Raw genomic sequence first — 13,595 nt, forward strand, 5'->3', positions numbered from 1 at the left:
GGGTTCCGCTTCGAGTTTTGCGGTGATAGTTCGTATTGCGCACAACAAGTGAGACGTCAGATGGCGAAACCCGTTAAGACCAAGCCCGTTCAGGCCAAGAGTGAAACCCGCCTTGGAACCGTGACACCCGACGCGGGGGAAGAGCAGGAAAAGCTGTCCAGCCGCGATTTCGTCAGTTCGCTGTCCCGCGGGCTGGAAATCCTGTCCAGCTTCAGCCGCACCTCGCGCAAGATGACCCTGTCAGAGGTCGCCGCCGAGACCGGGATGAGCCGGGCCACCGCGCGGCGGTTCCTGCTGACGCTGGTCAAGGAGGGCTATGTCATCACCGACGGCAAGCTGTTCGACCTGACGCCCAAGGTGCTGGACCTCGGCTTTTCCGTGTTGTCCAAGATCGGCATCTGGGACCGCGCCCGCCCCTTTATGGAACGACTGTCGGAACAGACCGGCGAAAGCTGTACGGCGGCGATCCTCGACGGGCTGGAGGTGGTCTATGTGGCCGGTGTACAGGCGCATAATATCATCAGCGTCGGTATCACGGTTGGCAGCCGTCAATCGGCCTTTTACACGGCGAATGGCCGGGTCTTGCTGGCGGCACAGCCAGAGGAGAACTGGGACGGGATCATCGCCAATGCGCGCCTTGTCCCCCGCACGCGCCACAGCGTGACCAACAAGACCGAACTGCGCAACATCCTTGAACAGGTGCGCAAACAGGGCTGGGCGCTGGTGGACCAGGAACTGGAAGAGGGCCTGCTGTCCATCGCGATCCCGCTGCAATACCGTTCCGGCATTCTGGCCGGGTCGATCAACATCGCGGTGCCCTCGATCCGGGCGACACCGGAGACCATGATCGAAACCTACCTGCCCAAGCTTCAGGCCACGGCGGAAGAAATCCAGCTGTCACTGGCGCATTAAGCGCGCCAGCGGGCCGGGGCATAGGGAGCCGGGTCGATCGGCGGTTCGGTCCCGGTTGCCAGGGCGGCCGCCGTCCGGCCCGTCACCGGCCCCAGCGTATAGCCCGCGTCCCCCGGCAGGGCGAGGAACACGCGGCTTTGCGGATGGGCGGGGCCGATGGTGGCTTTGCCGTCGACCGGCGTGTTGTATCCCGCCCATGTGCGCAGCACGCGCAGCCCGCCGATGCCCGGCGCGATCTGTGCCGCCAGCGCCACATTGCCCAGAAGGCTGGTCTTGCGGATGGTCGGCGCGTGGCGCTGGTCCCGGGCAAGGTTGGCATCCCAGCCGCCGCCGATCACCACCTGACCGGACCGAAACTGTTTCAGCGTGATCGGCCGTTCGGCGTGCTGGACAAGGTGGTGGATTTGGTACTCCCCCGCCTCTGTGATGTTCATGTGCAGCGGTTCGGGCGGGGTGCGCAGGGTCAGCCCCAAAGGGCCGGTCAGCGCCTCGGCCCCCCATGCGGCGGCGATCAGGATAGCGTCGGCGCGGTAGTCGGTGGTGCCGTGGGCGACGGGGCGGGCGCCGTCCTCGATCGCGGTGATGCGGTCATGAACGTGACGGACGCCAAGCGCGTCCAGCGTGGCGCGCATCTTGCGGTTGGCGACCAGCGGGTTCAGCTTGCCTTCGTTCCGGCACAGTTCGGCCCCGACGATCCGCGAGGACAGCCACGGTGCGATGGCGTGCAGCGCGTCGCGGTTCAGGATCTCGACATCCAGCCCCTTGCGCCGTTCGCGTTCGGCCTTTTCGTGCAGAAAGGCAAGTTGCGCATCGTTTTCGGCCAGCATCAGGCCGCCTTCACGGGTCAGTTCGACGCCGCCAAGCCGGACATCCAGCCTCTCCCATTCGGTCACGGCAGAGAGGTACAGCGGCAAGGAGCTTTCGAGGTTCTCCGCCAGATGCGGGTTCAGCCGCAAAAAGCGGCTTTGCATCTGGACGTGCAGGCTGCCTGCGTTGGCATGAGAGCCGGCGTTGCGCTGTGCGTCGACAATGGTCACGCGGGCCCCCGCCTCGGCGGCGGTGAGGGCGGCCACCTGCCCGGTGATGCCGCCGCCGATGATCAGCAGATCGGTCATTCCTCGCCGTCCAACAGGGTTTCGGCGGCGGTGATCGCGGCGATGTCCACCGGCTTGATCGGCACGCGGGGCGCGAAATAGGACAGGTCCTCCAGCTGGCGGCCCTGACGTCGGGCCATGATCCCGGCCACGGCGGGCGCGCAATAGCGGCCCTGACAGCGGCCCATGCCGATGCGCGTGGCGCGTTTCAGCGCGCCGATGTCGGTGGGATTATCGGCCAGCGCGGCGTCCAGTTGCGCCTTGGTCACTTCTTCGCAGCGGCAGATATGCGTGTCCGGCGGGGCGCTTTCAGGCAGCGGCAGATCGGCGGCATAGACGCGCCAGAGCGCCTCCTGAAAGCCGCGGTGACGGGCCAGTTCGGCCTGATCTGCCGCTCTGGGGGCGTGGCCGGTGGCGGCGCGGCCCGCGATCCGGCCCTCGGTCACGGCGGCGGGGGCACCGCCAAGGCCGCAGCAATCGCCGATCGCATAGACGTTCGGGACGGAGGTTTCGCAGGTTTCCGAGCGGGTCACGCGAAGATGGTCGAACCGCGCGTCATAGGACATGTCGCAGCCCAAAAGGCGCAGCACCTCGTTCGAAGGTTGAAAACCATAGTTCAGGCAGACCGCATCGGCGGTCACGCTCTGCGTCTGGCCGCCCACGGTATAGGTGACTTCCAGCCCCTCGTCGGTCTGGCGGATGGCGCGGGGCAGGGCGTCATGGGTCGGGCGGATCTTGTGACCGCGCAGACCGGCCAGCATCCGCAGACCCTTGACCGCAAGCGCCCGGTCACGGCGCAGCATGTCCGCCCCGGCCAGCGGGCGGCGCAACGGGTGCGGCGCGGCCTCGGCCAGAAGCGCGACTTCGGCCCCGCCTTCGGCCAGTTCCAGCGCGACCTGCGCCACCAGCGGGCCATTGCCGAAGAGGGCAACACGTTTGCCCGGCAAGGTGCGATAGCTGCGCCAGAGCGTTTGCGCCGCGCCCACCGTCATCACGCCGGGCAGCGTCCAGCCGGGGATCATCGCGGGGCGTTCATAGGCACCGGTGGCGACGATCAGCTTTTGCGGCGCGATGGCATAGACGGCGTCGGGCGCGGTGGCCATGATCTCGGGCCCGTCGAACGCGCCCCAGACCTCGGCCTGCGCAATAAGGGTCACCCCGGCATCGCGCGCGGCCTGCACCAGCGCGCGGCCCTCGGCCTGCTGGTCGTCCAGCGGATCGCCCTGCGCGGCTTGCTTGTAATACTGCCCGCCCGGCACCTTGCGTTCGTCCAGCAAGACCACCTCGGCGCCGCTGTCGCGCGCGGCAATGGCGGCGGACAGGCCGCCAGCACCGCCGCCTATCACCAGAACCGTGGGTGTCAGGCGGCGCGGGGTCAGGTCGCGCGGGGCAGGGGGCGTCAGCGACGGGCGGGCGGATTGCGTTTCGACCGACATGCCCTCCCGCGCCGGGGTCATACAGGCGCGTTGGTTCGGGCGACCATCAACGGTGACAAGGCAATCCTGACAGACACCCATTCCGCAAAAGATGCCGCGCCGCGCGTCCTGTTCGGTTTCACGAAAGGCGCGGTGCCCGGCGGCGGTCAGCGCGGCAGCCAGAGAAGAGTCATCGGGGCAGGTGATGTCCCGCCCGTCGAAGGTAAAGCGAAGCGTCATGTGGCGGCACTTTCAAGGATTTCCCGACGAGCGTCCAGCAGCCGCGCCAAGGCCTGTTCGCGCCATGCGCGGCGGGCGGGCAGGGCGCTTTCTGGCAGGGTGGCGCGGCGTTCGGCCTCGACCCGGTCGACCAGTTCCGGTGGCCAGCCGGGCGCATGTTCGCCACGGTCCCGGCCAATTGCGGCATAGGCGGGGCCAAGCCGTTCGGCATGGCCGCGAATGCCGCCGGCGGTGTTCAGGTCGGCGGTTTCAAACGGACCGGACAGCGCCCAGCGGGGGCCAAGCCCGTCGCGCACCAGCGCGTCCAGCGCGGCCACCCCGATCACGCCCTCGTCGACCAACCGATAGGCCTCACGCAGGAGGGCGCTTTGCAGCCGGTTGAAGACAAAGGCAGGCACCTCATGGCCCAGCCGGGCGGGATCAAAGCCACCTTGCCGGAACAGGGTTTCGGCAAGATCCAGCGTTTCCGGCGCGGTGCCCGGGGCGGGCACCAGTTCCAGCACGCGCAGCAGGCTGGGCGGATTGGCGGGATGCGCCACAAGACAGCGGGTTTGATGGGCCGGGTCCGGCAGGATCTGCGAGATGGTGATCGCAGAAGAGGCCGTTGCTAGAATCGCGGCTCCGCTGCGCGCCAGAAGGTCGTGAAACAGCGCCTGCTTGGCCTCAAGGCGTTCCGGTCCGGCCTCGATCACCAAGGGGGCGGTGATGCGGTCGGGCAGCGTGCCGACGATCTGCGCCGCGCCACTGGGCGCGGGCAACCCGGCGAGTTCCATCGCTTGGCCATGGCGGGCGACCAGATCCGGCGCGGCGCGGCGCGCGGCCTCCGCCGGATCGCAGAGCGTCACCGTGAAACCGGCGCCCAGAAAGGCGGCGGCAAAGCCGGTGCCGATGGGGCCTGCGCCAAGGATCAGGACCGATTGCGCGTCATTCATGTTGCCCGACTCCCTTGTGTTCGTTATGTGAACATTTGTGCGAAATATGGAAAGGCGTCAAGGGCGCCGTAAAGGAGAGGCGGATGTTGGACGGCAAGACGGTGCTGGTGACCGGCGCATCAAAGGGCATCGGACAAGAGATCGCGCGCGAAGCGGCCGCGCAGGGCGCGCGGGTCGTGGCGCATTACGGACGCGACCGTGACGGCGCGGCCGAGGCACTGTCGGGCGTGCCCGCCGAACGCGCAATCCTCTTGCAGGGGGATCTTGCCACGCCAGGCGGTGCCGAGGACATGTTCGCCGAGGCGGTGCGCCTGACCGGGGGGCTGGACGGGATCGTCAACAATGCCGCGGTGATGCATTTCGCAGGCGGCATCGACGACCCCGAGGACGAATGGGACCGGGTCTGGGCCGAGACCTTTCAGGTCAATGTCTTTTCCGCCTCGGTCCTGCTGCGGGCAGCAGTCCGGCATTTCCGCGAACGTGGCGGCGGCGAAATCGTCGGCATCAGCAGTTGGGCCGCGCAGAAGGGTGTGACCAACCCCCAGACCATCGGCTATGCCGCCTCCAAGGCCGCGTTCAAGGCCGCGCTGCAAACGGTGGCCACGGGCTATGCGCGTGAGGGCATCCGCACCTATATCATCGCGCCGGGCGTGGTGGACACCAAGATGAGCCGCGATTTCGCCGAGAGCCAAGGCGGGCGGCACGTGGTCGAAAACCGTTTGACGATGGGAGAGTTCGTGCCGCCGTCCGACATTGCCGCGCTGACGGCCTTTTGCCTGTCCGGGCGGTGCCGCCACTTGTCCGGGGCAACGCTGGACGTCAACGGGGCCAGCTATATCCGCTGAAGCGTCGGCCCCCGTCAGGGGGCCGATGCCGTCACACCGGGTCGGGCGCGAAGATCTGGGGATAGAGGCTGCGCATGGCGACCTCATCGAATTCAGCCTTGAACTGGTGGTGATCCTTCAGCGCCTGCGCCCGCGCGGCGGCGGGGCGGGCGTCGATGGCTTTCATCAACCGGTCGAGGTTCGGGTATTTCTGCATGATGTTGTCATCCCCCAGCATGTAGGTCAGACGCGATCCCCAGCCCCAGACCGCCATGTCGACGATGGAATATTGCTCGCCCATCATCCATTCGCCTTTTGCCAGCTGGTCATCCACGATCTGCCAGTGGCGGCGCGCTTCGAAATCATAACGTTTCACGGCATAGGGTGGCTTTTCCGGCGCGAAGTTGCGGAAATGGACCGCTTGCCCGGAAAACGGCCCAAGGCCCGAGGCCACGAACATCATCCAGGACAAAAGCTGGCCGCGCTGGTCCGGCGTCCCCATGAACCGCCCGGTCTTTTCGCCGAGGTAGAGCAGGATGGCGTTGCTGTCGAAAACGACCGTTTCTCCATCGGTCAGCACCGGCAGCTTGGCGTTCGGGTTCAGCGCCTTGAAAGTGTCGCTGTGCTGTTCGGCCTTGCGGGTGTCGATGGGGACGGGTTCATACTCCAGCCCGGACTCTTCGAGGAACAGCGCCACCTTCATCGGGTTGGGCGCCATGTTGTAGAAAAACCGGATCATGTCGGCTCCTTGCAATGAAAAACCGGCGCCCGGGGTGGGGCGCCGGCGGGGCGGTCAGGACGCCAGTTTCAGGTAGAAGGCGTAAAGCTTTGGCAGGATCGAGGCCGGTTCCGGATGCCCCAGCGCCTGCGCGGCGTGATAGGGCCATGCCGGATCGCGCAACATCCCGCGCGCCAGCGCCACCAGATCGGCCTTGCCGGTGGCGACGATGTCATTGGCCATTTCGGCCTCGGTGATCATGCCGACGGCGACGGTGGCCAGCCCGGTGTCCGCCTTGATACGGTCGGCAAAGGGCACCTGAAAGCCGGGTTCCGGTTTCTGTTGCGCCAGCCGCATCCCGGCGGGAATGCCACCGCCAGAGGCGTCGATCATATCGACCCCTTCGGCCTTGAGCGCGTGCGACAACGCCACACTGTCGTCCAGCGTCAGCCCGCCGCCTTCGCCGTCCACGCAGGACGCACGGTAGAGCAGTGGCATGTCATCGGGCAGAACGGCGCGCACGGCACGCGCCACCTCGACGGCAAAGCGCATCCGGTTTTCCACCGGGCCGCCGTAATCGTCGGTGCGGCGGTTGGAATAGGGCGACATGAATTCATGCAGCAAATAGCCATGCGCGCCGTGGATCTCGACCCCGTCGAACCCGGCGGCAACCGCGCGTTCGGCGGCGCGGGCGAAATCCTGCACGATGCCTGCGATCTGTTCGACCGTCAGCGGCTGAGGCGTGTGCCAGCCGTCACGCGCGGGAACGGCAGAGGGGCCATAGGTTTGCCACGGCGGTTCGGCGCTGTTGGGCTCCAGCGGCCCGGCCCCGTCCCATGGGCGCATGGTCGAAGACTTGGCCCCCGCGTGGTTGATCTGGACAAAAACGGGGATGCCCTGCGCGCGATACAGATCGGTGATCTCGCGCCATGCGGCGACCTGTTCGTCATTGTACAGGCCGGTGCAGCCGGGGCTGATGCGGCCCTCGGCGCTGATGCCCGTCGCCTCGACCACAACCGAACCCACGCCCGAGGTGGCATAGCGCCCGTGATGCGCGCGGTGCCAGTCGTTCGGGACGCCGTCGATGGCCTGATACTGGCACATGGGGGCCAGCATGATCCGGTTCGGAAAGGTGACGCCCCTCAGTGTGAAGGGCGTGAAAAGGGGGATCTCTGTCATGCGGCCTTGCTTTCCAGCTCATCCATCAGGCGGTCAAGCTCATCCATGATGCCCTTGAGCCGTTCTGCCTTGGCCAGATCCTCTACCCCCAGCGAGGCGAAGGTGGTCAGCGGCGGGCGCACGTCGCCCACGGGATAGCCCGCCTTGGCCGCCAGCGCCTTGGAATAGCACTGGTGCCCGTAGGTGGGATGACCCTCGGCAATGACATGTTCGATGACGGTGATATGGCGCTGGATGCGCTTGGCGTCCTCGATCCGGCCCGCCAGCAGCAGATCCCAGATGCGGGTCGAGGCGCGCGGGATGTAGTTGCCAAAGGGGTTCACATAGCCGACCGCCCCCAAAAGGAAGCTTTCGACGATGCGTTCCCCGGCAAAGACGTTCATCACACCTTCGGTTTCCTCGATGATGTCATAGACGCGGGCGACGTCCATGGACGCCTCTTTGATGTAACGCACCGTGTCGAATTCGCGGGTCAGGCGACCAACCAGCTTGGCCGACATGTCCACGTTCGACGTGACCGGGTTGTTATACAGCATGATCGGCAGATCGCAGGTGCGCGTGATACCGTCGTAATAGCCGAGGATCTCATCCTCGGTCGGGGTGTAGTAATAGGGCGGGATGATCATCAGCCCCTGCGCGCCGGCCTCTTGCGCCTCGCGCGCATAGCGCGCCGCGGTCGGCGTATGTGCATTGGCCGCGCCGACCAGCACGTCGATGCGCCCGTTCACATGGGCCACCGTGTCCTCGACATAGCGGCGGCGTTCGTCGTCGGTGACGGTCAGGAACTCGCCCGATGTGCCAAGGATGATGATCCCCGGCACGCCCTGCGCGATCTGCCAGTCGATGAACCGGCGGTTGGCCGCAAGGTCGATGTCACCCCCGTCTTCGGTAAAGGGGGTGACGTTGACGGAATAGCTTCCGCGAAACTCTTTCATGGTCTGTCTCCGGGAATTACAGCGCCGCCCAGCCGTGTTCGGCAAGGATGGCGTGGGATTTGCGATAGTCGCTGTCGGGGTCATTGGCCGGGTCATTCGCGTCGGCGATGATCTCCAGCACGGTCATCTTGTCATAACCGATGTCCTTGAGCGCCTGCATCGTCGGGCCGGGATCGACGATCCCGGTGCCAAGGCAATCATGTTTGAACACATCGGCGGGCGTGTCCGAGATATGCACGTTCTCGACAAGGTCGCCCAACATGCGGATCGCCTCGGCGGCGTCCTCCTTGATGTAGATCGAGTTGCAGACGTCAAAGTTCACGCCCACGTCGCCGATCCGGTCGCAGAGGTCTTTCATGTCCTGCGCGCTGGGGCGATGGGTGAAAGGCACGTTTTCCAGGAGGATGCGGACACCCGCGCCCTTGGCATGTTCGACGACCTTCTGCGCGCTTTCCACGAACCAGTCATCCAGCCACGGTTTCGGCGGGTCGATCAGCCCGCCATAGACGCCGGGGATCATGACCACGTAGGGGCAGTTCAGCTCTGCCGAAAGGTCGATGGCCTCTTTGTAGCGGTCCACCGTGTAGTCGCGCATCAGACGATCCGGCGCATTGGGGTTATTGTCGATCAGCGGATAGCAGAACGATGTGATCTGCGTGCCTTCGCCGTCCAGCCACGCCTTGTATTCGGCGATCTGGTCGCGCGTCAGGTCCGCCGGCCAGCAATGCGGCGGAAAGATCATCAGTTCGAACTTCCGGTAGCCCAGCCCTTGCAGGTGGCGCAGCGAGTCAAGGCCGGTGGTCGAGTAAAGATGGGGAAAGGTGCTGGCGGCGACTTCAAGAGCCATTTGGGGGAAACCTCCGTGTCGGTGAATTCTCTATGTTCATTATGCGGACAAAAGTTAGTATAGCGAACGAAAAATGTGGTTCAACGGGGATTTTGTCCATGCGCTACGATCTTGCGATCATCGGCGGCGGTCTCGCCGGGACGGCAACGGCCTATTATGCCGCCCGCGCGGGCGCGCGCGTGGTGGTGATCGAACGGCGGGACGTGAATCTTGGGGCGTCAGGTTCCAATGCCGGGTCGATCCACGCGCAGATCCCCTTTGATCCGTTCCGCCATCTGGGGGCCGATTGGGCGCGTCGCTATTCTGAGGTGCTGCCGCTGTTCACCGAGTCGATTCGCCTGTGGTCAGGGCTGGAGTCCGAACTGGGCGGGTCGCTGGGGTTCGTCGCCAAGGGCGGGCTGATGGTGGCCGGGTCCGACCACGAGATGCAGATGCTGCGCGAGAAATCCGCCATCGAAAAGGCGCAGGGCCTGCGGATCGACCTGTGGGGGGCCGAGGATCTGGCCCTGCGCGCGCCCTTCCTGACCGGGGGGTTTCCGGGCGGGGCGTTTTGCCCGATCGAAGGCAAGGCCGATCCGTTCAAGGTGGCACCGCTGTTCCTGAAACGCGCGCGCGAGGCAGGGGCGGATTTGCTGCGAAATGCGCCTGTGACCGCGATTGAACGCGATTCGGGCGGGTTTCTGGTCACGGCGGGCGGGCAAGACATCCGGGCCGCGCGCGTGGTCAACGCCGCCGGGGCGCAGGCCGCCGAAGTGGCGCAGATGGTCGGCGTCAGCGTTCCCATCGAGGCCCATGCCATTCAGGTCAGCGTCACGGAAAAACGTCCGCCGCTGCTGCCTTGGCTGCTGTATTTCACCTCGGAAAAGCTGACGCTGAAGCAGGCGGTCGAGGGCGGGTTCCTGATCGGCGGCGGCTGGCCGGCGCGGATGCGGGGCGGACCGGTGGTCGATCATCGCTCGACCCTGCGCAACCTCGCGCTGGCGCAGCGGTTGGTGCCGGGGCTGGCGGATGTTCAAATCGTGCGCAGCTGGGCCGCGATGGTGAACGGCACCCCCGACTGGCGACCCGTCCTGGGCGAGGTGCCGCAGGTGCCGGGCTTTTTCCTGAACCTGTTCCCGTGGATGGGATTCACCGCCGGGCCCGTGGTGTCGCGCGCCATTGCCGCCCTGGCGCTGGGGCAGCAGGCAGAGGTCGATCTGGCGCCCTTTTCCCTGTGACATTCCGTTCGCAGTGCGAACAGCTGTTGCCAGAATTGCGATTCGTGCGCTATACGAACAAAAGTACGATAATTCGCGAAGGGAGAGTCACATGTCGGACTTGCTGCGGCAGGCCAACCTTGTTGGGGGTGAATGGGTGGGGGCCGATGATGGCGGCACTCTTGATGTGACGGACCCGTCCAGCGGCACCGTCATCGGCCAGATCCCGAACGCGGGGGCCGTCGAAACACGCCGCGCGATCGAGGCCGCGCATGCCGCCTTTCCCGCATTTGCCGCAAAGACAGTGACGGAACGCGCAGCCCTGCTGCGCGCACTGTCGGCCGAGATCACCGCCAATGCCGACGAACTTGCTCGCATCCTGACCATGGAACAGGGCAAACCGCTGGCCGAGGCCAAGGGCGAGGTGCTGTCCTCTGCTGCCTATGTGCAATGGTTTGCCGAGGAAATCCGCCGCGCGCGGGGCGAGGTCATTCCCTCGCCATGGCCGAACCGCCGCCTGATGACAACCAAACATCCGGTCGGCGTGGTGGCCGCCATCACGCCGTGGAACTTCCCCTCGTCGATGTTGGCGCGCAAGCTGGGCCCGGCCCTGGCCGCAGGCTGTCCTGTGGTTGTGAAACCGGCCACGGCAACGCCCTATAGCGGCCTTGCATGGGGTGTGCTGGCCGAACGCGCGGGGTTCCCGCCCGGCGTGGTCAATATCCTGACCGGCTCCGCCCGCGCCATCGGGGGAGAGATCATGGACAACCCCAAGGTCCGCAAGGTGACATTCACCGGCTCGACCGAGATCGGCAAGGAACTGCTGCGCGGGGCGGCCGGGACGGTCAAGAAGGTCAGCATGGAACTGGGTGGCAACGCGCCCTTCATCGTCTTCGATGACGCGGATCTGGATCGTGCGGTCGACGGCGCGATGATCGCCAAGTTCCGCAACGCGGGTCAGACCTGCATCTGTTCCAACCGGGTTTATGTTCAGGCGGGCATTTATGACGCCTTTGTCGAACGTCTGGCCGAACGGGCCAAGGCGCTGAAGGTCGCGCCGGGGCTGGAAGAGGGGGCCGAACAGGGCCCGATGGTGGATGCCCCGGCCCTGGAGAAGATTTCCGAACTGGTGCAGGACGCCGTGGACAAAGGCGGCCGCGTGCTGGCCGGAGGTGGCGCGCATGAACGCGGCGGGCTGTTTTATGCGCCCACCGTGATCGCCGGCGCCACGCCAGAGATGCGCGTCACGCAGGAAGAAATCTTTGGCCCCGTGGCCCCCGTCTATCGATTCGACACCGAAGACGAGGTGATCGAGATGGCCAATGACACGGTCTATGGACTGGCCGCCTATGCCTATACCGGCGACCTTGGGCGGGCGTTCCGGCTTCAGGACGGGCTGGAATACGGGCTGATCGGCATCAACGAGGTTCTGATCGTTACGCCCGAGATTCCCTTTGGCGGGCTGAAAGAGTCCGGCATGGGCAAGGAAGGCGGCTGGCAGGGGCTCGATGACTATCTCGAGACGCGCTACACCTGCATCGGAGGTTTGTGAACGAAAGTTCGCCCTGTGAAACTTCTGGACCGAATCGGCTTGGCACGTTAAAAAAGTTTTACAACAGTTAACGGATTTAACCGTTGCGCCCTCATCGCGCCCCTCACGGGGCGCAGACATCCAACAAGGAGATGATCCATGAAACACTGGATAACCGGCGCGCTTTGCGCCGCGCTGATGGCGGCTGCGCCCGTCGTGGCCGAGGAGGTCCTGACCATCGGCGTCAGGTCCGAGGCAAGCTCGCTGGACCCGCATTGGACCCAGCTTTCCGCCGATGTGCAGGTGCACGAACATATCTTTGAAAAGCTGGTGGCGCTGGATTCCGCCTCGCAGCCGATCCCCGGACTGGCCGTGTCCTGGCAGCCGCTGGACGACACCACCTGGGAATTCAAACTGCGCGAGGGCGTGACCTGGCACGATGGTGAACCCTTCACCGCCGATGATGTCATCTTTACCTTCGACCGGCTCAAGGCCGGGATTTCGGGCGCGCCCGCCTCGCCGGCCTTCCAGCTGGACAAGGGCGGCAAGCAGTGGACCAAGATCGACGATCTGACCGTCCACATCACCACCGATGGCCCTTATCCGACCGTGGCCGAGGATCTGGCCATGCTGCCGATCGTGGCCGAACACGCGGCCAAGGGTGCCACGGAATCGGTGGATTTCAACAGCGGCAAGGCCACCATCGGCACCGGCCCGTTCAAGTATGACACCTTCACCCCCGGCGACAGCGTCACCGTGGTCAAGAACCCCGACTGGTGGGGTGGTGACGTGGAATGGGACAAGGTTGTCTTTCGCCCCGTCACGCAGGACGCCTCGCGCCTTGCGGCGCTGCTGAACGGCGACGTGGACATTATCGACTATCCGCCCACAGTTGACCTGCCGCAGCTGCGCGACAACCCGGATTTCACCGTCTCGACCATCCCGTCGGACCGGCTGATCTATCTGATGCCCGGTTACAAGCATGTCGAACGGTTCATCACCGACAACGACGGCAATGTTCTGGTGCCGAACCCGCTGCGCGACTGGCGCGTGCGCAAGGCGCTGAGCCTGTCGATCAACCGCGAAGCGATCCGCGACCGGATCATGGGCGGGGCCTCGCTTCCGGCCAAGAACATCGTGCCGCCGGGCTTCTTCGGCTATGTCGACGGGCTGGAGGCCGACCCCTATGATCCGGCCGCCGCGCAGGCCCTGCTGGAAGAGGCAGGCTATGGCGACGGTTTCCGCATCACGCTGCACGGCCCGAACGACCGCTACATCAACGACGCCCGCATCCTTGAGGCGGTGGCACAGATGTGGACCCGCGTGGGCATCACGACCGAAGTCGATGCCATGCCGCGCAACATCTTCTTTTCGCGCCTGATCCGTGGCGATGAACTGTCGATGCCCGGTTTCGACGTGCCGGAATTCTCCATGTCGCTGACCGGCTGGGGCACCGTGGCGGGCGAGGCGACCTATACGGTCTCTGGCACGTTGGAAACCTACAACGCGGCAACCGGCGGCGGGAACGGCAACTTTGGCCGCTATTCCAACCCGGAAATCGACGCCCGTTCGGTTTTGGCCAAGCGGACTGTCGACCCTGAAAAGCGCCTTGCCCTTCTGCAAGAGGCGATCCGCATCGGCATGGAGGACTACGCCTACATCCCGCTGCACTTCCAGGTGAACAGCTGGGCGATGCGGTCCGGTCTGAGCCACGAGCCGCGCACCAACGAGCGCACGCTGGCGACCGAAATCCACCGGGTCGACTGACCAAC

General features: G+C 65.5%; 12 protein-coding genes. 5 read left to right on the top strand and 7 right to left on the bottom strand.

Annotated features, from left to right (window positions below):
* Positions 1–60: 60 nt before the first annotated feature.
* The gene (locus tag KJP30_RS23960) at positions 61–912 is read left to right on the top strand and encodes an IclR family transcriptional regulator domain-containing protein (protein ID WP_218452075.1); all 852 of its coding nucleotides are present in this window, start codon (positions 61–63) and stop codon (positions 910–912) included.
* On the opposite strand, the gene KJP30_RS23965 is transcribed toward KJP30_RS23960, so the two are convergent.
* From KJP30_RS23965 to KJP30_RS23975, 3 genes are read right to left on the bottom strand one after another with little or no spacing between them, the layout of a single operon-like run.
* Positions 909–2,027, bottom strand: a complete 1,119-nt coding sequence (locus KJP30_RS23965; protein WP_218452076.1) for an NAD(P)/FAD-dependent oxidoreductase — start codon at positions 2,025–2,027, stop codon at positions 909–911. The two genes, KJP30_RS23960 and KJP30_RS23965, sit on opposite strands and share 4 nt — an antisense overlap.
* Positions 2,024–3,661, bottom strand: coding sequence for a 2Fe-2S iron-sulfur cluster-binding protein (locus KJP30_RS23970; RefSeq protein ID WP_218452077.1), 1,638 nt, complete (start codon positions 3,659–3,661; stop codon positions 2,024–2,026). Before KJP30_RS23970 ends, KJP30_RS23965 begins: the two co-directional genes overlap by 4 nt.
* Positions 3,658–4,593, bottom strand: coding sequence for a 3-hydroxyacyl-CoA dehydrogenase NAD-binding domain-containing protein (locus tag KJP30_RS23975; protein WP_218452078.1), 936 nt, complete (start codon positions 4,591–4,593; stop codon positions 3,658–3,660). Before KJP30_RS23975 ends, KJP30_RS23970 begins: the two co-directional genes overlap by 4 nt.
* An 83-nt stretch (positions 4,594–4,676) precedes the next feature.
* On the opposite strand from KJP30_RS23975, the gene KJP30_RS23980 reads away from it, so the two are divergent.
* Positions 4,677–5,438 carry an SDR family NAD(P)-dependent oxidoreductase gene (locus KJP30_RS23980; protein ID WP_218452079.1) on the top strand — a complete coding sequence of 254 codons (762 nt, stop codon included), beginning with the start codon at positions 4,677–4,679 and terminating at the stop codon, positions 5,436–5,438.
* Between the two features lie 31 nt (positions 5,439–5,469).
* Here KJP30_RS23980 and KJP30_RS23985 read toward each other — a convergent pair whose 3' ends face one another.
* Genes KJP30_RS23985 through KJP30_RS24000 form a run of 4 tightly spaced genes read right to left on the bottom strand, consistent with a single transcriptional unit; the run spans position 5,470 to position 9,096 of the window.
* On the bottom strand, positions 5,470–6,156 hold the full coding sequence (locus KJP30_RS23985; protein WP_218452080.1) for a glutathione S-transferase family protein: 687 nt from the start codon (positions 6,154–6,156) through the stop codon (positions 5,470–5,472).
* 54 nt (positions 6,157–6,210) lie between these two features.
* Positions 6,211–7,314: an NADH:flavin oxidoreductase/NADH oxidase gene (locus tag KJP30_RS23990; RefSeq protein WP_218452081.1), complete on the bottom strand. Its 1,104-nt coding sequence runs from the start codon at positions 7,312–7,314 to the stop codon at positions 6,211–6,213.
* A complete protein-coding gene (locus KJP30_RS23995; protein ID WP_218452082.1) occupies positions 7,311–8,249 on the bottom strand; it encodes a dihydrodipicolinate synthase family protein in 939 nt (312 codons plus the stop codon). The genes KJP30_RS23990 and KJP30_RS23995 overlap by 4 nt, the downstream gene beginning before the upstream one ends.
* Before the next feature lie 16 nt (positions 8,250–8,265).
* The gene (locus KJP30_RS24000) at positions 8,266–9,096 is read right to left on the bottom strand and encodes a sugar phosphate isomerase/epimerase family protein (RefSeq protein ID WP_218452083.1); all 831 of its coding nucleotides are present in this window, start codon (positions 9,094–9,096) and stop codon (positions 8,266–8,268) included.
* A gap of 98 nt (positions 9,097–9,194) precedes the next feature.
* Here KJP30_RS24000 and KJP30_RS24005 point away from each other — a divergent pair, with 98 nt between their 5' ends.
* The 3 genes from KJP30_RS24005 to KJP30_RS24015 all read left to right on the top strand — a co-directional run bounded on the left by KJP30_RS24005 (position 9,195) and on the right by KJP30_RS24015 (position 13,590).
* Positions 9,195–10,313, top strand: a complete 1,119-nt coding sequence (locus KJP30_RS24005; protein WP_218452084.1) for an NAD(P)/FAD-dependent oxidoreductase — start codon at positions 9,195–9,197, stop codon at positions 10,311–10,313.
* A gap of 91 nt (positions 10,314–10,404) precedes the next feature.
* Positions 10,405–11,844 carry an NAD-dependent succinate-semialdehyde dehydrogenase gene (locus KJP30_RS24010; protein WP_218452085.1) on the top strand — a complete coding sequence of 480 codons (1,440 nt, stop codon included), beginning with the start codon at positions 10,405–10,407 and terminating at the stop codon, positions 11,842–11,844.
* Between the two features lie 138 nt (positions 11,845–11,982).
* Positions 11,983–13,590: an ABC transporter substrate-binding protein gene (locus KJP30_RS24015; protein ID WP_218452086.1), complete on the top strand. Its 1,608-nt coding sequence runs from the start codon at positions 11,983–11,985 to the stop codon at positions 13,588–13,590.
* Positions 13,591–13,595 lie beyond the last annotated feature (5 nt).

It is taken from the genome of Antarctobacter sediminis (genome assembly GCF_019218285.1).
Classification (GTDB): Bacteria; Pseudomonadota; Alphaproteobacteria; order Rhodobacterales; family Rhodobacteraceae; genus Antarctobacter; species Antarctobacter sediminis.